This window comes from Prevotella sp. HUN102, from assembly GCF_000688375.1.
Taxonomy (GTDB): Bacteria; Bacteroidota; Bacteroidia; order Bacteroidales; family Bacteroidaceae; genus Prevotella.
Genome location: NZ_JIAF01000004.1, coordinates 1270989 through 1292614, shown reverse-complemented (window position 1 = coordinate 1292614; position 21626 = coordinate 1270989). Strand labels below are relative to the sequence as shown.

Annotated in this window: 20 protein-coding genes and 2 pseudogenes; 14 read left to right on the top strand and 8 right to left on the bottom strand. The window is 45.7% G+C overall.

Annotated elements, in window-relative coordinates; genetic code table 11:
- Nucleotides 1-8: 8 nt before the first annotated feature.
- Nucleotides 9-815 (bottom strand): Cof-type HAD-IIB family hydrolase, encoded by an 807-nt coding sequence (locus P150_RS0110610; RefSeq protein ID WP_028897653.1) that lies wholly within the window; start codon nucleotides 813-815, stop codon nucleotides 9-11.
- Nucleotides 816-941: 126 nt separating this feature from the next.
- On the opposite strand from P150_RS0110610, the gene P150_RS0110605 reads away from it, so the two are divergent.
- The 3 genes from P150_RS0110605 (at nucleotide 942) to P150_RS0110595 (ending at nucleotide 3527) form a co-directional block, all read left to right on the top strand.
- Nucleotides 942-1187: a hypothetical protein gene (locus P150_RS0110605; RefSeq protein ID WP_028897652.1), complete on the top strand. Its 246-nt coding sequence runs from the start codon at nucleotides 942-944 to the stop codon at nucleotides 1185-1187.
- A 279-nt stretch (nucleotides 1188-1466) separates the two neighbouring features.
- On the top strand, nucleotides 1467-2189 hold the full coding sequence (locus P150_RS0110600) for an MIP/aquaporin family protein (protein WP_028897651.1): 723 nt from the start codon (nucleotides 1467-1469) through the stop codon (nucleotides 2187-2189).
- A gap of 324 nt (nucleotides 2190-2513) precedes the next feature.
- Nucleotides 2514-3527 carry a class II fructose-bisphosphate aldolase gene (locus tag P150_RS0110595; protein ID WP_028897650.1) on the top strand — a complete coding sequence of 338 codons (1014 nt, stop codon included), beginning with the start codon at nucleotides 2514-2516 and terminating at the stop codon, nucleotides 3525-3527.
- Nucleotides 3528-3797: 270 nt separating this feature from the next.
- Here the strand turns inward: P150_RS0110595 and P150_RS0110590 are convergent, their stop codons facing one another.
- Entirely contained in the window at nucleotides 3798-5315 is a 1518-nt protein-coding gene (locus tag P150_RS0110590; RefSeq protein WP_028897649.1) for a bifunctional ADP-dependent NAD(P)H-hydrate dehydratase/NAD(P)H-hydrate epimerase, read from the bottom strand.
- 91 nt (nucleotides 5316-5406) lie between these two features.
- On the opposite strand from P150_RS0110590, the gene hpt reads away from it, so the two are divergent.
- The 4 genes from hpt (at nucleotide 5407) to pgeF (ending at nucleotide 8629) form a co-directional block, all read left to right on the top strand.
- Nucleotides 5407-5946, top strand: a complete 540-nt coding sequence (gene hpt, locus P150_RS0110585) for a hypoxanthine phosphoribosyltransferase (protein WP_028897648.1) — start codon at nucleotides 5407-5409, stop codon at nucleotides 5944-5946.
- A complete protein-coding gene (locus tag P150_RS0110580; protein ID WP_028897647.1) occupies nucleotides 5946-6518 on the top strand; it encodes an adenylate kinase in 573 nt (190 codons plus the stop codon). Before hpt ends, P150_RS0110580 begins: the two co-directional genes overlap by 1 nt.
- A gap of 136 nt (nucleotides 6519-6654) precedes the next feature.
- The gene (gene obgE / locus P150_RS0110575) at nucleotides 6655-7824 is read left to right on the top strand and encodes a GTPase ObgE (RefSeq protein WP_028897646.1); all 1170 of its coding nucleotides are present in this window, start codon (nucleotides 6655-6657) and stop codon (nucleotides 7822-7824) included.
- Nucleotides 7817-8629 (top strand): peptidoglycan editing factor PgeF, encoded by an 813-nt coding sequence (gene pgeF / locus P150_RS0110570; RefSeq protein WP_028897645.1) that lies wholly within the window; start codon nucleotides 7817-7819, stop codon nucleotides 8627-8629. Before obgE ends, pgeF begins: the two co-directional genes overlap by 8 nt.
- Nucleotides 8630-9062: 433 nt before the next feature.
- Here pgeF and P150_RS0110560 read toward each other — a convergent pair whose 3' ends face one another.
- Together P150_RS0110560 and P150_RS0110550 are read right to left on the bottom strand one after the other, a co-directional pair.
- Entirely contained in the window at nucleotides 9063-9248 is a 186-nt protein-coding gene (locus tag P150_RS0110560; protein ID WP_028897644.1) for a hypothetical protein, read from the bottom strand.
- Between the two features lie 114 nt (nucleotides 9249-9362).
- Complete coding sequence (locus P150_RS0110550; RefSeq protein ID WP_255327181.1) at nucleotides 9363-10553, bottom strand: phosphoribosylaminoimidazolecarboxamide formyltransferase; 1191 nt, start codon at nucleotides 10551-10553, stop codon at nucleotides 9363-9365.
- Nucleotides 10554-10723: 170 nt separating this feature from the next.
- Between P150_RS0110550 and P150_RS0110545 the strand changes: the two genes are divergently transcribed.
- Nucleotides 10724-11008 carry a hypothetical protein gene (locus tag P150_RS0110545; protein WP_028897642.1) on the top strand — a complete coding sequence of 95 codons (285 nt, stop codon included), beginning with the start codon at nucleotides 10724-10726 and terminating at the stop codon, nucleotides 11006-11008.
- 80 nt (nucleotides 11009-11088) lie between these two features.
- On the opposite strand, the gene rplS is transcribed toward P150_RS0110545, so the two are convergent.
- On the bottom strand, nucleotides 11089-11451 hold the full coding sequence (gene rplS, locus P150_RS0110540; RefSeq protein ID WP_028897641.1) for a 50S ribosomal protein L19: 363 nt from the start codon (nucleotides 11449-11451) through the stop codon (nucleotides 11089-11091).
- A gap of 241 nt (nucleotides 11452-11692) precedes the next feature.
- Between rplS and P150_RS0110535 the strand changes: the two genes are divergently transcribed.
- Nucleotides 11693-12457: a 5'-nucleotidase C-terminal domain-containing protein gene (locus P150_RS0110535; protein ID WP_028897640.1), complete on the top strand. Its 765-nt coding sequence runs from the start codon at nucleotides 11693-11695 to the stop codon at nucleotides 12455-12457.
- 55 nt (nucleotides 12458-12512) lie between these two features.
- A complete protein-coding gene (locus tag P150_RS0110530; RefSeq protein ID WP_028897639.1) occupies nucleotides 12513-13352 on the top strand; it encodes a bifunctional UDP-sugar hydrolase/5'-nucleotidase in 840 nt (279 codons plus the stop codon).
- A gap of 570 nt (nucleotides 13353-13922) precedes the next feature.
- On the opposite strand, the gene P150_RS16930 is transcribed toward P150_RS0110530, so the two are convergent.
- The gene (locus P150_RS16930; RefSeq protein WP_051617625.1) at nucleotides 13923-14594 is read right to left on the bottom strand and encodes a phosphatase PAP2 family protein; all 672 of its coding nucleotides are present in this window, start codon (nucleotides 14592-14594) and stop codon (nucleotides 13923-13925) included.
- Between the two features lie 191 nt (nucleotides 14595-14785).
- Here P150_RS16930 and eptA point away from each other — a divergent pair, with 191 nt between their 5' ends.
- From eptA to P150_RS16410, 4 genes and pseudogenes are all read left to right on the top strand, one after another.
- On the top strand, nucleotides 14786-16345 hold the full coding sequence (eptA, locus tag P150_RS0110520) for a phosphoethanolamine--lipid A transferase EptA (RefSeq protein WP_081819316.1): 1560 nt from the start codon (nucleotides 14786-14788) through the stop codon (nucleotides 16343-16345).
- 397 nt (nucleotides 16346-16742) lie between these two features.
- A pseudogene (nrfH, locus tag P150_RS16420) lies at nucleotides 16743-17350 on the top strand (cytochrome c nitrite reductase small subunit).
- An 82-nt stretch (nucleotides 17351-17432) separates the two neighbouring features.
- Nucleotides 17433-18927 (top strand): annotated as a pseudogene (gene nrfA / locus P150_RS16415) (ammonia-forming cytochrome c nitrite reductase).
- Nucleotides 18928-18931: 4 nt separating this feature from the next.
- On the top strand, nucleotides 18932-19972 hold the full coding sequence (locus P150_RS16410; protein WP_036932190.1) for a hypothetical protein: 1041 nt from the start codon (nucleotides 18932-18934) through the stop codon (nucleotides 19970-19972).
- 141 nt (nucleotides 19973-20113) lie between these two features.
- Here P150_RS16410 and P150_RS0110500 read toward each other — a convergent pair whose 3' ends face one another.
- Both P150_RS0110500 and P150_RS0110495 read right to left on the bottom strand, forming a co-directional pair.
- A complete protein-coding gene (locus P150_RS0110500) occupies nucleotides 20114-20752 on the bottom strand; it encodes a thymidylate synthase (RefSeq protein WP_028897637.1) in 639 nt (212 codons plus the stop codon).
- Between the two features lie 25 nt (nucleotides 20753-20777).
- On the bottom strand, nucleotides 20778-21608 hold the full coding sequence (locus P150_RS0110495; protein ID WP_028897636.1) for a DNA adenine methylase: 831 nt from the start codon (nucleotides 21606-21608) through the stop codon (nucleotides 20778-20780).
- Nucleotides 21609-21626: the final 18 nt, after the last annotated feature.

Sequence of the window (21626 nt, the reverse complement as noted above, 5' to 3'; positions counted from 1 at the left end):
ATTCTTTGTTAGAATATGAACTTCTCCACCACGTGTGCCACTCCGTCCTCTTCGTTGGAGAGCGTGATAAAATCGGCATTTGCCTTCACTTCTTCGGCTGCATTTTCCATTGCCACGCCAAGTCCGGCAAACTGAATCATAGAGAGGTCGTTGTAGCCATCGCCGCAAGCTATGATTTCTGCGCGCGCAATGCCCAGTTTGTTGATGAGCCGGGAAAGCGATTGCGCCTTGTCAATACCTAATGGCACGCATTCGAGGAAAAAGTCTGCCGAACGATACACGCTCATCTTTCCTTCCATTTCCTTTGCAATCTTCAATTCCAGTTGGTGGAGTGGGACAGGATTGCCCACAATCAGGCATTTGTTGATGGGATATACAAGTTGATTGAGGAAGTCGTCGTACTGCACGACGGGCATCTTGTTGATGAAAGCCTCGTGCTGAACATACTCATCATTGCTCCTTGTGGCAGCGATTCCCTCTCCCTGATAGGTAAGAATCGCCATCCCTGAATTGATGGCGGCATTGTAAAGATAAGGCACGAGTCGTTCGTCGAGCATCTGTTCGTACACGATTTCCTCTGTTGCGCAGTCGGTTATCTTTCCGCCGTTGAACGCTAAGATATATCCTCCGAACTTTTCGAGTTCCAATTCGTCAGCCAAAGCCGTGATTCCGTAGGTAGGTCTGCCTGAAGCTAATACGACTCTTACGCCGTTCTGCTGCGCTTTCATTAGTGCCTGTTTGGTTTTTGGCGTTATTTCCTTCTTGCTGTTCGTCAAAGTGCCGTCGAGGTCGAGCACAATCATCTTGTATTTCATAAAAAACAATCCTTATTGAATATATTAATCGGGTGCAAAATTACGAAAAAGAATGTGCAGACACGAATGATATTGAGAGTTATGCAAAGCATCATTTTTTGAAGATTTGTAAGTGGTTGGAAATCAATGGATAAAATATGGGTTTCCAAACGTGCGAAGATTGCATTGCATTTTTGCGAAGAATGCGTTGTAATTTTGCGAAGAATGGATTGCGTTCTTCGGTTATTTGCAATTCGCCTGTTTGCCCGTGTGAAACAATGGTGCGGGTTTAATGGTAAATTAACAAGCGAACGGGAAGCAGATGAGAGGTTTACGAGAGGACAGGTAGACAAGTTTACAAGTAAATTACTTGAAAATGTACGCAGAAAATAAGAGGGAAATAATATACAAATCGCTTGGAAACGCAGAAACTTACTTGTAAACTTGTCCCCTTTTTTCCTTGTCCCCTTTAGCTCAGGAATATCCTGAACTCTGATACATATTCTTTGATTTAGAATAAGTAATGTCAGGAAAAAACGATTTATATTGTTTCTTTTTATCAGATTTTATAGAATTTAGTTGCATAGTAACAATATTATGTCTAACTTTGCGTTGGATTTAACAGTAACTTAACTTAGAGTTTTGACAATAACTTACAAAGTAAAATTAATTATGAAAAAGTATTTAGCAGAAATGATTGGCACTATGGTGCTGGTTTTGATGGGCTGTGGCGTTGCCGTCAGCCTTAATTGTTCTTCAGATTGTTCAGTGGTGGCAAATGCAGGTACGGTTATCGGCACGGCAATGGCATTCGGTTTGTCAGTAGTTGCAATGGCATACGCCATCGGCGGCATATCAGGCTGCCACATTAATCCAGCTATTACGCTCGGAGTGTTCCTCAGCGGCCGTATGAGTGCTAAGGATTGCGCTATGTATATGGTGTTTCAGGTGCTTGGAGGTCTTATCGGTGCGGCTATTCTCTACGCCCTTGTAACGAGTGCTGGTGCTGAATTTGCATTGGCAGGTGCCGGTTTGGGTGCTAATGGTCTCCAGTCTGGTATCAGTGTTGCTGGTGGTTTGATTGCTGAAATCGTGTTCACTTGCGTGTTCGTGCTCGTTGTTCTCGGTGCTACATCAAAGACAAACGGTGCTACAAACAACTTCGCGGGTTTGGCTATCGGTCTTTCTCTGATATTGGTTCACTTGGTATGTATCCGTTACACAGGTACTTCTGTTAATCCGGCTCGTTCTATCGGTCCTGCTATCTTCGCACAGTTGGCAGGTGGTCTGGCAGAAGCATTGAGCAACCTTTGGATATTCATCGTAGGTCCGTTCATCGGTGCTGCTTTGGCAAGCGTAATCTGGAAGGTTATCGACCCATCTACGGAAGATTAATTTCGGAAATAAATAATTATAAAGGCCTCTTTCTTAACGGAAAGAGGCTTTTTGTATTCTTGTTTTCTGATATTCTTCTACTCTTGTCAGCTTGTTTTCTCATTAGTTCGTCCTCATATTTCCTTGTCCCCTCGTTCCCTCGTCTCCTCGTTTCCTTTTGAAATAAACTCTTGCTTTAAATCATCTAATAATCGAAAAACACGCTTTTTAACAGTTGGGTAGTATTAATTAGCTATTGAGTTTTGGCATTAACAAAATAAAATGTTAATTTTGCAAGAGATTAATAGGTATTCGATTATTCACTTTTTAAATCATAATATTGTTATGGCAGTAAATTATAAGGATCTTGGCCTCGTGAACACTCGTGAGATGTTTAAGAGAGCTATCGATGGTGGTTGGGCTGTACCAGCTTTCAACTTCAACAACTTGGAGCAACTTCAGGCTATCATTCAGGCTTCTTCCAACACGAAGTCTCCTGTTATTCTTCAAGTTTCTAAGGGTGCTCGTAAGTATGCTAACCAGACGCTTCTCCGTTACCTTGCTGAAGGTGCTGTGGAATTTGCAAAGGAAATTGGCTGCAACCATCCTGAAATCGTGCTCCACCTTGACCACGGAGACAGCTTCGAGACTTGTAAGAGCTGTGTAGACTTCGGCTTCTCTTCAGTTATGATTGATGGTTCACACCTTCCATACGAAGAAAATGTAGCTTTGACAAAGCAGGTTGTAGAGTATGCACACCAGTTCGACGTAACTGTTGAAGGCGAGCTTGGCGTACTTGCAGGTGTTGAAGACGATGTTGTAGCTGAGGAATCTCACTATACACGCCCTGAAGAAGTGGTGGATTTCGCTACACGTACAGGTTGCGATTCGCTCGCTATCTCTATCGGTACTTCTCACGGTGCATATAAGTTCACACCAGAGCAGTGTACTAAGGATCCTGAAACAGGCCGTTTGATTCCTCCTCCATTGGCATTCGATGTTCTCGAAGCTATTGAGAAGGAACTTCCCGGCTTCCCAATCGTACTCCACGGTTCTTCTTCAGTTCCTGAAAAGTATGTTGATATCATCAATGCAAACGGTGGTAAGTTGCCAAACGCTGTCGGTATTCCTGAAGAACAGCTTCGCAGAGCTACAAAGAGCGCGGTTTGCAAGATCAATATCGACTCAGACTCTCGCCTTGCTTTTACTGCTGGTGTTCGTGAAACATTCATTGCACATCCTGAATACTTCGACCCACGTCAGTATTGTGGTAAGGCTCGCGAGTATATGATTGACTTGTACACAGACAAGATTAAGAACGTACTTGGTTCTGACAATAAGTTGGCTAACCTCGACTAACGTTAAGGTAGAGCTTAAAGACATAAAAACGGTGGTTTCTATTGAAACTGCCGTTTTTTCTTTGTATCATACTTTGTTGAAAGTAAGGTCGATGAATTTGAGAATGCGATAAGCTCGTTTAATGACAGGATAAGAGATTTGCCGATACGGCAAAACTGCTTCTAAGATAAACAAGCGAAGCCCGAAAAGTATCCTATACTCTTCGGGCTTCGCTTCTATATGTGCAGACACTTGCAGTTCTGCTGCGTTTAAGGTTTCTCTTTATTCTTTCTAATCGTTCAGTCGTTTGAATGCTTCCGGAAGATAGTTGATGATGTCGCTTGCTATCAGACTTTCCTTTCCAACTTCCTTTTCGGCAAAATCTCCTGCCAATCCGTGAATATACATACCTACTGCGCAGGCATCTTCCTGCTTGTAGCCACGTGCCAATAGTGCCGTGATAATGCCGGTGAGCACATCTCCGCTGCCGGCTGTAGCCATACCGCTGTTGCCGGTTGGGTTGAAACAAACGTGTCCATTGGGCATACAGAGTGCGCTGTAATGTCCTTTGAGAAGGATGTATGCGTGGAGAGACTGTGCCATATCCCTTGCTTGTTGCAGACGTTCGTAGTCTCCGTTGGCAGGCGAGCCACTCAAACGGTCGAATTCCAATGGATGTGGCGTCATAATGATGTTTCTTGGAAGTTGCTGCATCCACGCACGGTGGCTCGCCAGCATATTCAATGCGTCTGCATCAGCCACAACCGGACATTGCGCACGGCGAATCTGCGAAATCATTGCAATAGCTGTGTTCTCTGACAGTCCTAAGCCGGGACCTATTCCCAGTGCGTCGAAATCTTCCGTGTCCACAGCTTCGGAGAAAGTGGTCTCTTCGTGGTCCATCTGCATAACTGCTTCGGGAACCGAAATCTGCATAATGTCGTAATTCTTTTTAGGCGTGTGTACCGTGGCCTTGCCTACGCCGGAACGTAAACAGGCTTTCGTGGCAAGCACTGATGCGCCGGCCATACCGTAACTGCCTGCTATGATGAGCGCATTTCCCATCTGTCCTTTGTGTGCAAAGTCTCCGCGATGGAGCAGACGACTGCGTATGTCCGATTCTTCGAGTATGGAAAACTGTGCCTCTGTCTTATTGATATATTCCTGACTCAGACGAATGTCGAGCACTTTCAGTTCCCCGAGGAACGGTTGCATATCTCCGAACAGGAAAGAGAGCTTCTTCTGGTGGAGCGTAAGCGTCAGGTCGGCGTGAATGATGTTTGCCCTGACATTGAAAGAGTTATCCTCGGACATCAAACCTGAAGGAACGTCGATACTTACAACCTTTGACGGACTTTGATTGATGTATTTTATCAGCGAAGCAAAGCCTCCGGCCAAAGGCTTGTTCAGCCCAGAACCGAACAATCCGTCCACTACCAGCGTTTCAGCCGTGAGGTCAGGTGGTTCAAATGTAGCCGTAACTTCCGTGAAATCCTTGAATTGCTTCATATCCAATAAGCGTTGCTTGTTGGTTGCGCAATCCTCGGAAAGTTGGTTGGAAATATTGAAGAGCACCACCTTTACCTGATAGTTCTCGGCAAATAGCAGACGGGCGACTGCAAGTGCATCACCACCGTTGTTGCCCGGGCCTGCAAAGACCACCACTGGTGTCTGGTTGCTCCATTGTTCCATAATCGAATGGGTCAATGCTTTCGCAGCACGCTCCATAAGGTCAATGGACTTGATGGGCTCGTGTTCTATTGTGTATTTGTCAAGCTCGTGTATCTGAGCATTAGTGAATATCTTCATAATGAAGGCAAATTTACAAAATAAATGCTAATCATATAGGATTGTTTGCTATAATTTTCGTAATTTTGCGCAAAATAACAGATTTAGGACTATGAGCCGAGTAACAATAAAAGACAAAACTTTTGAAACTTCTATCCCAGAAGCCGAGATACTTGAACGAGTAAAGAAAGTAGCTGAACGTATAAACAAGGATATGGCTGACAAGAATCCTCTTTTCATAGCCGTTCTTAATGGTTCGTTTATGTTTGCTTCGGATTTGATGAAGCATATCACTATCCCTTGCGAAATTTCGTTCGTGAAACTGGCTTCTTACGAAGGTACTACTTCGACGGGAAAAATCAAGGAAGTTATCGGTTTGAACGAAGATATTCGCGGTCGCCACGTGGTCATTGTTGAGGATATAGTTGATACAGGCTCTACAATGAAGCGTATGATAGAGACACTCGGCACGCGCGAGCCTGCCAGTCTGCACATCAGCACACTGCTCCTGAAGCCCGGCAAGCTGCAAGTACCATTGGATATTGAATATGTTGCAATGGAGATTCCTAATGACTTTATTGTTGGCTATGGTCTCGACTACGACCAGCAAGGACGCAATTTGAGAGATATATACACTTTAGTAAACGAATAATGAAGAATATTGTAATTTTCGGTGCTCCGGGTGCTGGTAAAGGTACGCAGAGCGACAAGATGATTGAAAAGTACGGATTCGGACACATTTCTACGGGTGATGTTCTTCGTGCTGAAATCAAGAATGGTACAGAACTTGGTAAGACTGCAAAGGGCTTTATCGACAACGGTCAGCTCATTCCCGACGAGTTGATGATTGATATCCTTGCAAGCGTTTACGATAGTTTCGGCAAGGAGCACAAAGGCGTTATCTTTGATGGTTTCCCACGCACAATACCTCAAGCTGAGGCATTGAAGAAGATGCTTTCAGAGCGTGGACATCAGATTGCTGCAATGATTGAACTCTTCGTTCCGGAAGAAGAGCTGATGAAGCGTCTGATTCTCCGTGGCGAGCAGAGTGGCCGTTCCGACGACAATGCAGAAACAATACAGAAGCGTCTGAATGTTTACAACACACAGACTTCTCCGCTGATTGACTGGTATCAGAACGAAGGTATCCGTCATCACGTTGAAGGCTTGGGCACGATAGACGAAATCTTTGCGAGAATAGCAAAGATAATTGATAATTTGTAAAAATATAAACTAAACTTAATGGCCTCCCCGAGCCCCTTCCAAAGGAGGGGATGTCTGATTATCGGCACAACGGTAATTTGACACCTCTTCCTTTGGAAAGGTTTTAGGGAGGTCATTGGTTTTGATTCTTTTTGATATGGAAAGTAATTTTGTAGACTACGTAAAGATTTATTGCCGCTCGGGAAAGGGAGGACGAGGCTCTATGCACCTTCGCCACGTGAAGTATAATCCCAACGGAGGACCTGACGGGGGCGATGGAGGCAAAGGCGGCAGCATCATTCTGAGAGGCAACCACAACTATTGGACGTTGCTCCACCTGCGCTATCAACGACATATACATGCAGAGCACGGAGGGAACGGTGGTCGCGACAAGTGTCACGGAAGCGACGGTAAGGACGTGTATATCGACGTTCCGTGTGGAACCGTAGTCTACAATGCCGAAACGGGTAAGTATGTCTGCGATGTTTCCTACGACGGACAGGAAGTCGTACTGCTCAAAGGAGGACGAGGAGGACTGGGAAACTTCCAGTTCCGCACATCTACGAATCAGGCTCCGCGCTATGCTCAGCCCGGCGAACCGATGCAGGAAATGACCGTCATCCTTGAATTGAAACTTCTTGCCGACGTAGGTCTCGTGGGATTCCCTAATGTCGGCAAATCCACATTGCTTTCTTCTTTGTCGAGCGCAAAGCCGAAGATAGCCAACTATCCGTTCACTACAATGGAACCGTCGTTGGGTATCGTCAGCTATCACGACCATCAGAGTTTCGTTATGGCTGATATTCCCGGTATTATAGAAGGCGCAAGCGAGGGAAAAGGACTGGGATTGCGTTTTCTCCGTCATATTGAGCGCAACTCCCTGTTGCTCTTTATGGTTCCGGGCGATACGGATGATATCAAGAAAGAATACGAAATTCTGCTCAATGAGCTGAAGCAGTTCAATCCTGAAATGCTCGACAAGCATCGTGTGCTTGCTGTTACGAAGAGTGATTTGCTCGATGACGAACTGATAGAAATGCTTCAGGAAACTCTCCCTACCGATCTTCCGGTGGTATTTATCTCATCTGTGGCAGGCACGGGACTGAACGAACTGAAGGATGTTCTCTGGAAAGAACTTAATTCCGAGAGCAACAAACTCCAGATTATCACATCTGAGGAAAACCTTGTTCATCGCGACAAGGATATGTCTCGCTTCGAAGCCGAAATGCACGACGAAGGTGCCGACGTGGAAGACATTGAATGGATTGATGAGGATGAGATAGAAGATATAGAGGAACTCGACGATTTTGAATACACAGATGATTAAGCCCGAACTCCATTACTACGATTTGGCTGAAGACGTTGTGGCATTCAGCTCCACCCGACACGGAGGGGTGGGGAAGGAAAAGCACGGCGAGTTCAGCGTGAACCTCTATTGTGGCGACGATGAGGAGTCGGTGGCAGCCAATAGAAAGGCTTTGGCAGAACATTTGGGCATCGACGAGTCCCGACTAATTATCCCTCATCAGGTACATCACATCGAGTCCCGTCGCATTGCAAGCGAATTGTTCTCATTGCCTGAATCTGTTAAAAATCAGATATTGGAGGGTGTGGATGCCGTAATGACCGATGAACGGGGCATTTGCATTGGCGTTTCCACTGCCGACTGCATTCCTGTGCTGCTCTATGATGAGGCTCATCACGCTGCCGCAGCAATCCACGCAGGCTGGCGAGGTACACTGAATCACATCGTGATGAAGATTGTCAGGGAGATGACCGTAAACTTCGGCTCAAATCCTAAAGAGATAAAGGCAATCATCGGTCCCGGAATTTCGTTGGAAAACTTTGAAGTGGGACAGGAAGTCTACGATCAGTTTGCAGCCGTCAATTTTGATATGAATTCCATTGCAAAACTGTATCCTGTAAAAGAAAAGAAAGAAGGCGAGCTACCTATGAAATGGCATATCGATCTAAAGCTTTGCAATCGTATGGATCTTGAAATGGGTGGCGTAAGTCCCGAAAACATAATCGACGAAGGTATCTGCACTTATACTTCTTCCGATGATTATTTTTCAGCGCGCAAACTGGGTGTTGAGTCGGGAAGAATCTACAATGCGATTTTAATGAAATAAGAGCATATTGGATAGCTGAACAGACTGATGTTCGGCTATTTTTGTAAATAAGTATTCAGAATAGATAGCCATAGTATTTTGAGTTTGTCGAGACGAACAACTAAGATGGTAAACAATGTTTTGTTCGGCAGTATTATATTTTTTGGTTTAGAAGAATTATGCTCTGTCTTGTAGTCTTTCTGTTTTGTAAGCATCTGAAAAACAGATCATTATAATTTGTCTTGCATTTGTGCGAAGAATGCACGGCGTTTTTCGCAAGATTGCAATGCAAATGTGCGAAGAATGTTTTCTAATCTTCGCAAGATTGAAAAGTGATAGTTTGTAATTCCTTTTCTTCTTATAGTTAGTATCACTTTTCAAGTGAATATAAACAAAAACAGCCAAAAGCTATCTGTGGGCTTTTGGCTGTTTTATAAATGTTGTTGGCAGCACTTTACTTGTGTCTATTGGCGCGTTGAGTGCGATACTTTGCTTTCTGTTTGGCACTTCCGGAGCCGTGTGCCCCGGTAATATACTTCTTTTTCTTAGCCTTGGTCTTTACCTTGCCGTCGTCGGTTTTAGGTTTTGGAGCACCTCGAAAAACCATTCCACCTTCTAATATCTGTTCAAAATCGTCCATATCTTTTATCTTAAATAAAACATAAGGGCGGCAAGGGCACCCATAGCCAGCCCAATAATAAAACCTTCTTTAAATGTTTTCCTCTTCATTTTATGCAAGCAGCGAAGGGCAGTATCAATGGTGGAACAGTCTCACACCGGTAAATGCCATCGCAATGCCGTACTTGTCGCAAGTATCTATAACGTGGTCGTCGCGAATGCTGCCACCAGCCTGTGCGATATATTCAACACCACTCTTGTGAGCACGCTCGATATTGTCTCCGAATGGGAAAAAAGCATCTGAACCTAAGGCAACTTTCGTGTTTTGTGCCAACCACTCCTTGCGCTCTTCCTGTGTCAATGGCTCAGGCTTTTCCGTGAAGAAGTTCTGCCAAATGCCATCCTGCAACACGTCTTCGTATTCATCGGAGATGTAAATGTTGATGGTGTTGTCGCGGTCGGCACGACGGATACCTTCCTTGAAAGGTAGGTTCATTACCTTCGGACACTGGCGCATCCACCATTCATCGGCCTTGCTGCCTGCAAGGCGTGTGCAGTGAATGCGGCTTTGCTGCCCGGCACCGATGCCGATAGCCTGTCCGTCCTTTACGTAACATACGGAATTGCTCTGCGTATATTTCAGTGTAATCAGCGAAATGATAAGGTCGCGCTTGGCTTCTTCGCTGAATGTCTTGTTCTTTGTGGGAATATTCTCGAAAAGCTGTGGGTCGTCGAGCTTCACTTCATTGCGTCCCTGCTCGAAAGTGATGCCGAATACCTGCTTGTGTTCGATGGAGGTAGGCGTATAATTCGGGTCAATCTTGATTACGTTGTAGCTTCCCTTTCTCTTGTTCTTGAGAATTTCCAATGCCTCTGGGGTGTAGTCGGGAGCAATCACGCCGTCGCTTACCTCGCGGTTGATAAGGCGTGCCGTGGCTTCGTCGCAGGTATCGCTGAGCGCACAGAAGTCGCCGTAAGAGCACATACGGTCGGCACCTCTCGCACGGGCGTATGCCGATGCCAAAGGAGTGAGTTCAAAGTTTACGTCGTCCACGAAGTAGATTTTCTTCAGCGTGTCGCTGAGGGGCAGACCGACTGCCGCACCTGCCGGACTGACGTGCTTGAACGATGCCGCTGCCGGAAGACCGGTGGCTGCTTTCAGTTCTTTTACTAACTGCCAACTGTTCAGTGCGTCCATAAAGTTGATATAACCGGGACGGCCGTTAAGCACTTCGATGGGTAGTTCGCCTTCTTCCATATAGATTCGGGAAGGCTTTTGGTTCGGATTGCATCCGTATTTGAGAGCTAATTCTTTCATATAACTTATATGGTATATGTGATTATGATGCAAAGATACTCAAAAGATGGGAGATAGCCGATTGGCGTGAAAAGTTTTTTATCCGATTTTTCGGTTTTCATTATTTTTTCTTCGTACTTTGTTATCGTGATTTCCAATCTTTTTGTACTTTTGCATCCGGTTAGTTATTAAACTAAGAGATGAAAAAGAACTTGAAAGACCTCGTTGAAGAGGTTGGGCACAAAGTACCCCACTTAACTGGTCTGACTGCCGACTTTGAGAAGCTTTCTTCCAAATTGGCGCAGCATCACATTCATCTTGAGTCAAAGTCTCTGAAGAAGCTTATGGGTTATCTCACCTCAAAGGAAAAACCTTCGAAGAAGACGCTCGACAGACTGGCACTGTTTGCAGGGTTTCAGAACTGGAAGGATTTGCAGAGTGCCATTCACGGAGACAATGACGGACAGTTGAATTATGAGGATTGAAATGAAATTTGAGAGAAAAGAAAAAGGTTCGGAGCGTGAAACTCTGAACCTTTTTATTTTCCTTGGATTTACGAAGGAGTTTACTTTGCAGCAATAGGAGTTCTCTTTTCCTTGATGCGTGCAGCCTTACCGGTAAGATTGCGCAAGTAGTACAACTTAGCACGGCGAACCTTACCACGCTTGTTCACTTCGATAGAGTCGATGTTTGGTGATTCGAGTGGGAAAATACGCTCTACACCGATAGTACCAGACATCTTACGAACTGTGAAACGCTTCTTTTCACCCTCACCGTTGATCTTGATTACAACACCACGGTAGAGCTGAATACGCTGCTTGTTACCTTCGACGATTTTGTAAGCGACAGTTACAGTGTCACCAGCCTTGAATTCTGGGAACTTCTTGCCGGTTGCAAATGCTTCCTCAGCAATTTTAATTAAATCCATTTTTTTGATAATTAAATATTGTTTGTCGTTCCAATACAACGTAGCCCGCGACTCTTCCACGGCCAGCGGTTATACCGAAAAGCGTTGCAAAGTTACTACTTTTTGCCGATACACGGGATATTAAAGTTTATCGAGAGGATAATTTAACTTTATTTTGCGTTTCTCTGTGCTATATTTTGATGGGTTCGGTTCGGTTTCCTCTTATCTTTTTTATACCTTTGTATCAACTAAATTATACATTATGAGAAAAAAAGTAATTTTGTGTTGTGGGTTTTCGCTCGTTTTACTGGCTACGGGCTGTAAGAGTAATTATGGATTGTCGGACATATCTCGCACAAGAATCCTTGTAGACAGTCGGTATGATGCGTCGGTAGATGCCGGAGCAGTCGCATTTATGCAGCCTTACAAACACGAGGTAGACAGTATTATGGGACCGATAGTGGGCGAATCCGATCATTATATGGTGGCAAAACAGCCGGAAAGCGACCTTTCCAATTTGCTTGCCGACATAATGGTGTGGGGAGCACGTGATTATAAGGAGAATGTGGACTTCGGCGTCTATAATATGGGAGGCATTCGAGCTGCATTGCCAAAGGGAAAGGTAACTTATGGAGATGTGTTGGAGATTGCGCCTTTTGAAAACAAGATTTGTTTTTTCACACTTTCGGGTTCTACGGTTCTGCAACTGTTTCGTGAAATAGCCCATAATGGGGGCGAAGGCGTAAGTAAAGGTGTGGAATTATTGATAACTTCTGATGGCAAGCTCAAGAGTGCGAAGCTCCACGGCAAGGCGATTGATCCAAACGGACAGTATCGTGTTGCAACGCTTGACTATGTGGCTCAGGGCAATGACAGGATGAATGCGATGAAGGCTAAGACGAATGTAAACTCTCCACAGGATGAAAAAAGCAATAGTCGCTATATCATCATTAATTATTTTAAGGAGAATGCCGCAAAAGGAGAGGTGGTAAACTCTGTTGTGGAGGGAAGAATCAGAGTTGAATAAATGTTTTCTGCTCTGTTGAATACGAAATAATGATTGAAAATAACCGATGAATGATATGAAAAAGAATATATTAGCAATCGCATTCTGCCTTTATGCAGGTGTTGGTTTTGCGCAGAATAAGCAACTGACAATATTGCATACCAACGATACGCACAGCCAAATCTATCCGTTGAGTACGAACCTTGCCGATACGTCCAAGGCCGACAGGGGAGGATTTCTGCGCAGATTGGAAGTGTTGAAGCAAGAGCGGGCTAAGAATCCCGACTTGTTGCTCTTCGATAGTGGCGACTTCTGTCAGGGAACTCCCTACTTCACGATGTATAAAGGCGATGTAGAGGTGGGGCTGATGAATATGATGGGTTATGACGCAGGCACAATCGGCAATCACGAGTTTGATTTCGGCTTGGAGAATATGACCCGTTTGTTTAAGCAGTTGAACTTCCCTATCGTCTGTGCCAACTACGATTTCAAGGACACTGAGCTTGCAGACATTGTGAAACCATACGTCATTATCAAGCGGAAAGGCGTGAAGATTGGTGTGTTTGGCATCTCAACCTATCTCGATGGCTTGGTAATCGAAAAGAATTACAAGCCATTGGAGTTCCTTGATCCTATTTCCTGTGCCCAAAAGACCATTGATAAACTTAAAAGCGAGAAGTGCGATTTGATTATCTGTCTGTCCCATCTCGGATGGAACATCGAAGGCATCAGCGATGAAGAGCTTATTGCACAGACCCGTGGTATTGATTTGGTGCTTGGAGGGCATTCCCATTCGTTCCTGAAAGAACTGGTTTTCGTGAAAGACCTTGACGGAAAGGAAGTCGGAGTAGACCAAAACGGAAAGAGTGGGCTGTATATCGGCAAGATGATTCTCGACTTGTCGAAGAAAAAATAGCAAAGTCGGCTGCCCGATACTCTATCCGTGGTAGCAAGTTTAAAAGAAAGTCATATAATATAGGTGTTCCTTTCAACTCGATTGGCACTTGATTTCATAAACAGGCTGATAGTTTTATGCTGTCAGCCTTTATTCTTTTCTTTCTCCTATTACCCTCTCCGTCAGCTCATTTCCTTGTCAATTGATTTCTTTTTTTCATTTATTCGATGCCCTATGTAAGCGTTTGATTATCAGTTGTTCGTAGATCTGTTTTCAATTGTGCGAAGAATGAAACGCAAAGGTGCGAAGAACGCATTCCGTTCCCCGCACCTTTGTCTTCCTTTTGCCGTATTGGCGCATTGCATTCTTCGCAAAAACGCAGTTCAACGCATTCTTTCCCATTGAATTTTTCTCGAAACTCCTGTCCGAAATCTCCCAATTATTGGACGCAAAATGCTATTTTGAAGATTTTAAAAGTCCGTTTTTTGGTAATGAATTTTTACAATGTGAATTTACTATTCACGCATTTGATTGTCTCCTTTCCAACTTATTCTGAACCCGGGCTTGCGCTCCTTGCAGCCTTTTTCCCTTTCAAAAGACACGCTTGTTGAACCATCTTTTCTGCATCCATTGCTGCTTGTAAAACAACCAAAACATAGCGCAAGGCACAATGAAACCGATAATGCTGCCCCCGAGTACGTCGCTCAGGAAATGCTGCGACAGATAAATGCGCGAATAGCCACCAATAACGGAAAATGAAAACAGAAGAATGATAAGAAGGGTGCAGCACGTTCTCTTCCTGACGCTGCTCTCCTGTCTGGAATAATAGGCGAGAAGCAATGCCGACAGCGTGGCAAAGACAAAGAAAGTGGACGTATGACCGGACGGAAATGAATGCCGGCAGCACATACTTACGCCCTCGACAAGGGGAGGTTTCACGCCCGAGTGCTCGAAGAATATGATTGGGCGAGGTGCGTCGAAGCATCGCTTGACAAGACAGATTATCAATGCGCAGGTAAGTTCTGATGCCAGATAGAGATAAGTCCAACCGGCTTTTCTGAAAAATAACGGAAGGGCGGCAATGATATACAACGGCCATTCTGCCAATTGCGTAAAATACATAAACAGGCAATCGCCAAATGGGGCGTGATAACTGTTCAGCAGCAAGTGGAGTTCGCCTTTTGGAAAAACTGCCAGTACCATCATCATAGCGGCAACAAACAGCACATACAACACAATAAATGGAATAAAGATTCGCTTCATTGATAGTGATTAATTATAGTTTGCTGCAAAATTAAAAATATTTTTCGGGACAGCCAAAAGATATAATAAAAACATAAATCTTTCAAGAAGAATCTGAAGGAATATATAAGCACGAAGGCAAAAAAGAATTTAAACATAGAATTTTGCCAAATATTGTTCTTATCTTTGCACAGACAAAATTAGATCACTAAATGAAAAGTCTTAAATTATTCCAGTTTCTTCGCAAACCCATATCCTTATGGGCATTCTCAGGACTGATGAGTCTCGGCAATCTGATTTTCTATAATATTCCATTCTTCAGTTTTGTACTGGAGCATTCCAGCCATTCCTTCCTCACGAAGTCGCTGCTGACGGCAAGTTTGGTCATTGTTATGCTCGCACTCAACTTTATGATGTGCTACCTGCTCGTTTATTTTCTGCGCTATGTAGGACGGATTCTTCTTGCCGTCTGCAACGTTCTGAGTGCCGTCTGCACATTCTTTGTCGTCAATTACCACGTACTGATAGACCGCTCGATGATGGGAAACGTGTTCAACACGCGTGAATCGGAGGCTTCAGGCTTCATAACGCCTATGCTGCTGCTCTATGTTTTCGCCTTCGGCATCCTGCCCGCCGTCTATATCCTCGTGCAGGAAATTGACCGTGGAAAAGCGAAACAACTGGGCATAGCCTGTGGAAGCTCCATCGGCCTGTCCGTGGCACTGGTTCTTCTCAACCTCAATCAGGTGCTGTGGATTGGAAAATACGACACGGCGTTGGGCGCATTGGTAATGCCCTACTCCTATATAGTGAACACCGTCCGGTGGTTCTCGTCCCAAGCCGATGCCAACAAGGAGGAGACGCTCCTTCCATTAGGCACTTTCGAGGACGATGAGAAGACGGTGGTGGTGCTCGTGATTGGAGAATCGGCGCGCAGGGCCAACTTCCAACTCTACGGCTACGACGTTCCCACCAATCCGAAACTCTCCCAGCGCAGCGACCTCGAGGTGTTCAATGCGCAGTCGTGTTTCACTTACACTACTGCCGGCAGCAAGAGTATTCTCGAATACAAGGCCACTTCCGACCTCTACGAAATTCTTCCCAACTATCTTAATCGTATGGGGGCTGAAGTGGTGTGGCGCACCACCAACTGGGGAGAGCCTCCGGTGCACATCAAGGACTACAAGGCCAAGAACGACCTTATGAAGGAACACCCTGAAATAAACGCCGAATACGACGAGATTCTAACCGCAGGGCTGCGCGGCCGCATCCTTGCGAGCAAGAAAAACAAGGTTTTCGTCGTGCTTCATACGAGCACGAGCCACGGCCCCTGCTACAACACGAAATATCCGAAGGAGTTTGAGAAGTTTACGCCTGTGTGTTCCAACGTAGAGAATGCCAAGGACTCCATTCCCGAACTGATAAACGCCTACAACAACACCATTCTCTATACCGACCACCTGCTCAACGGCCTCATAGACACGCTGGGCACACTGAAGGATTGGAGGTGCGCAATGATGTTCGTGTCTGACCACGGCGAGTCGCTCGGCGAGAAAAATCTCTTTATGCACGGTCTGCCGATGAGCGTAGCCCCCAAGGAGCAGTACGAAATTCCGTTCCTCGTGTGGACTTCTCCGGGATTCCGCCAGCTCAGGCCGAAGAAAGAACTCATAGACCAGCACTATGTCTTCCACTCCGTCCTCAACCTGCTCTCCGTGAAAAGTCCCATCTACGACCAGGAGCACGATTTGTTTTCCGCAAGAAAGAGGTAGACGAGGAGTTTCCATAACAGTCTGAAAATCAAGAAATAAAAACTTCATTTGCATTCTTGCGAAGATTGCATTCCATTCTTCGCAAGAATGCACTGCAATTGTGCGAAGATTGCACGCCATTCTTCGGTTACTTGCAAATCGCTTTTCAGACAGTATCGAAATGAGAGGAAACAGTTTCTCAGTTTTCAAAACTGCAAAGGTATCGAAGTATAGAAAATTAAAATGGTAATATTTGTTACCACTCATACATATTTCAACTTAAATTAATATTTTAAACATTTTTAAAAAACAAAAACCCTCATTAATGAGGATAAAACTATTGACATTATCAACTTAATTATCTAATTTTGTAGTGAAATCTATTATTCTAACGAATTTAAACACCTTAATCATAGGTATGAAGAAATATCTGCAAAAGTTGAAATCCCTTCTGCCTTCTCTCAGTTATCGTCAGAAGGTGTACTGGTATCCTTATCGGGTGTCATCGTGGGACTGGTGGGTCTGTTTATGTATCTCTTGCGTATGCATACTTATATAATAGGTGATGATCCGGCAGCCTGCGTGAACTGCCATATTATGGCTCCTTACTATTCCACGTGGTCGCACTCCAGCCACGGACGAGATGCAACCTGCAACGACTGCCACGTGCCGCACTCGAGCATAGCTGCCAAGTATCTGTTCAAAGGTATGGACGGAATGAAACACGTGGCTTATTTTGTCACTCATTCAGAAAATCAGGCGATAATGGCTGAAGAAGCCTCATCGGAAGTGATTATGGACAACTGCATTCGCTGCCATACCGAACTCAATACAGAGTTTGTAAACACAGGCAAAATAGACTATATGCAGGCAAGACGCGGCGAGGGTAAGGCGTGCTGGGACTGCCATCAGGATGTGCCCCACGGCGGAATGAACACCTTAACTTCCACACCGAATGCCGAAAGTCAGGTGCCTATACCTCCGTCGCCTGTTCCCGAGTGGCTGCAGAATATATTAAGCAAATAAGCTATTGGCCGAAACAAGACCAATAAGCAGCAGAAAGGAACAAGACAGAAGCTATTAGAAGAAATAACAAAAATCTACAAATATGGCAAAACAATTAAAGAAATGGCAAGGATGGCTGCTCTTTGGTGGGGCTATGGTCATCATCTTTATTTTGGGTATGCTCTGTTCATCGCTTTTGGAACGTAGAGCAGAGGTCGCCTCGGTGTTCAACAACCGGCGCACCGTTATGACCGACAGCATTGTATCGCAGAACGAGAAGTTTGCTGAAGATTTTCCTCGTGAATATCAAACTTGGGCTATGACCGAAGACACTTCATTTGTGAGCAAATACAATTCCTCACAGGAAGTAGATGTACTGGCAGAACGTCCTGAAATGGTGATTCTCTGGGCGGGATACGCTTTCTCCCGCGATTACAACACCCCACGCGGGCATCGCCACGCCATTGAGGATGTAACCAAGGATTCTGCGCACCGGTGCTCCGGGCATCGACGAGACGGAAATGCAGCCGGGCACTTGCTGGACGTGTAAAGGTCCGGACGTGCCACGCCTGATGCGTGAAATGGGCAGCAATGCTTTCTATGCCGCAAAATGGAGCGACCACGGCAGCCAGATGATGAACACCGTAGGATGCTCCGATTGCCACGATGCCCGCACGATGGATCTCAAGCCTGCCCGCCCGGCTCTCTATGAAGCGTGGGCACGTGCCGGCAAGGACGTGAGGAAAGCAAGCCATCAGGAAATACGCTCGCTCGTTTGTGCCCAGTGCCATACAGAATATTATTTCGAGAAGGAGAACGGCCAATACCTCAAGTTCCCACAAGACAAGGGACTCACTTGCGAGGCTGCTGAAGAGTACTATGACTCTCCGGGCTTCTACGACTACATCAATCCATTGTCAAAAGCCAAGATACTGAAGGGTCAACACCCGGGTTACGAGATATTCAAGCAGGGCATTCACGGACAGCGTGGCGTAAGCTGTGCCGACTGCCACATGCCTTACAAACAGGAAGGTGGCGTAAAATTTACCGATCATCACATCACTTCGCCATTGGCAAAGATTGACAGAACCTGCCAGACCTGTCACCGTCAGGATGCAGAAACGCTGCGCCAGAACGTTTATGAACGCCAGGAAAAGGTGTTCCACGTGCGCAATCAGGTAGAGAAAGCACTTGCGGCAGCACACATTGAGGCTAAGTTTGCGTGGGACAAGGGAGCTACGGAAGCCGAAATGGAGGAAGCTCTCAAGGACATTCGCAAGAGCCAGTGGCGTTGGGACTATGCTGTGGCAAGCCACGGTGCAAGTTTCCACGCTCCACAGGAAATTACCCGCTTGCTGGGCGACGCTCTCGGCTATGCAAATCAGGCACGCTTCCGCATTGCCAAAGTGTTGGCTAAGCACGGATTCACAGGCGATGTGCCATTGCCCGACATCACTACAAAGGAAAAAGCTCAGGCTTACATTGGCCTTGATATGCCCCAAAACAGGGAAAACAAGAAACGCTTCCTTGAGACCACCGTTCCAAAGTGGATAGCAACAGCTAAGGAAAAGGGACGTTTCATCACTAAACCAATGTAGAAAGATGTGGAATAAACCTTGGAAATATCGCGAAGGTATCGCAATCTGTATAGGGCTTCTGATTACAGGAGCCCTTTTACAAGCCTCAATAGGCCCCGTAGAGTGGCGTTTCTTTATGTGGCCCGCCAACATCATTGCACTCGCCCTACTCATCGCTGCGCTTGTGCTTTTCTATATGCTGCGCTCCAAAGCCTATATCTTCCGATTTATGGCACAGACCGAAGCTGCCGTTCCAGCATTGGCAACGGCAGCTATCCTCACAGTCATTATGGGATTGACACGCCAAGTGCCCGAAGGGCATCTCGCAATGGAGCCGATTGGACTGAGCCGTATCCTCTCTTTCTGGCCGTTCGTGCTCATCTATCTCTGGAATACCATCATCGTGGCGGAAGTTGGCATCTATCAGCTCGTGCATTTTCAGAAACGTTTCATTCCCTCTCTCGTGAGCCATCTGGGACTATTCATATTCCTAACCTGTGGCGTATTGGGTTCTGTCGATATGAAACGCCTTAAGATGTATTGCGAAGAAGGGAATCCGGAATGGCGTGCGCTCGACAGCTACGACAAAGTTCACGAATTGCCACTCGCCATTGAACTTCAGAAGTTTACCATCGACGAGTATCCTCCAAAGTTGGCTATGTTTGAAAGCAAGACCGGAAAGGCTTTGCCAAAGGAGAAACCACAGAACATCGTCATTGAAAAGGGTTTCACTTCTGCCGAACTCGCGGGATGGACTATTACCGTGGAAAAATATATTGAGGACGCAATGCCTGCTGGTATGCTCAAAATGCTTCAAGGAATGCCCGAGCAGATGATGAAAATGATGAAAATGGACGACTTGGGTATGCGCATAAACGCCGGAGGATTTGTGGAGTACAAGGACAAAGGGGCTGCCACAGCCATTCTGATCAAGGCGCAGAAGGGCAAAACCGTAAAACGTGGTTGGGTAAGTTCGGGCAGCTATATGTTTCCGATGTCGAGTCTGAAGCTCGATGACAATACAGAAATCGGCATGTCGGCCCGCGAACCTCTGCGCTATGTATAATCCGTAAAACGAAGCGTTCCGAAAAAATAAAACAAAGCGTTCTGCCTCGTAAAACGAAACGTTCTTTTTTAGGTTCCCCCCTCCCAATAAAAAAACGCCTCAGATTTTCTTGGGGCGTTTCTTGTTTCTTATCATTCTATTTCAGACATTCAAGTCAAACTTCATACTCTCATCACCTTCAAGCAGCAGCCTTGTTCGCTCCAAATTATTCTCGTATATGTGTACGTTTCCGAGATTCAGAGTTATGTTTTTCAGTGGCAGGTCTATCTGCCGCGCCATAAGATAAAGGTGGTATATATCGGCCGGTAGTCCAAGGTTCGCATCACTGCTGCGCTGGTAGGCCGACAGAACAAGTTCTCCGTCATCAATTTGGAACTGTACCAGGCTGAGGCACGGAGCCTGATTGCTTTCTGCGCCTGTCTCACCGAGGAACAGAACATAATTCTTCGAGTTGCGCTTCTCGCGGTTTATCCTCGCTAACAATGGCGGCAGTTTCTCAAAGTAAGTCGGATAACTATTGACGAGCACGGAACCGCAATAGTCCCACCAGTTGATACCTGCCACGCGGTATTTCTCCACTTGCCGCTCACCCTGCATGAACAGCTGCAGTTCATTTCTTAGTTTCTTCCTGGCTATGCCGTGGCTTTCGAAAATGTCGAGCAGGTCGGCCGGCGACAATGAAAGTTGCTCGTTGAGCAAGTAGCGGATATTGCCTTTCTTATTGGTCTGGGTCTTTCCTTGCTCCAGGATTTTGTTCAGTATCTGATAGTATTTATTCATCGTTCAAACGGTATTAGAATGTTATTCAAGCGGCATCCGTATAAAACATGATGTCCGTATAGGACGAACTGTAATTCATGTGGGCATTGAACTCCCTACGGTGGCAGTTCCTGAGCGGGTCGCCGAGGTTCGGGTGTCTGCCCATCCAGTCGCACAATTCTATGATAGAGGACTTGTTCGAGGTGAAGTAGATGAAGTGGTGGCTGGAGAGGACTGTCAGCACATCGAGGTAATCGGACAGTTTCCAGTACATTCTGTAGGTCTTGCTGTCCGTACTCAGATACGGGGGATCAACGAGGAACACCACGCCCGGCACATCCTTGTAACGCTCAAAAACCTCCTTGTAATCACAGGAGGTAATGATCAGCCCATCGAGATAGTCGTTGCAAGGTGGATAATCCACTCCCTTTATGTTATTATATAAGGTCTCCTTCTCCAAGTCTGCATACTCGATGGCATACTTCATCGAAAACAGGATGGATGAGGACAGCGTGATGTAGTCAACATATCCGTGCTCCCGCTCATGCCTGCGGATACACGACAGCACCTGCTCGCGCTGCTCTCCCATGATGGCCTTGTGTCGCGGAACATCCACTATTGTACGCAGTTCAGCAAGCAGGGCATTCGTCTGGGGTAAGACTTCCAGCCTTTTACGATAGCCGTCAAAATCATTATACACAACGGTGGAGTTCGGCTTCTGGTACTTGGCGATATGCGACAGCAGTCCACTGCCACCGAACAAGTCCACGAAAGTAGTACCATCAAGAAACTGTTGGAGTACCTTTATATACTCCTTGGCAAACATCCGCTTCTGTCCCTGAAAAGGAAGCGGTGCTGAAAGGTATTGTTTTCTCATTGTCTCACTAAATTAATA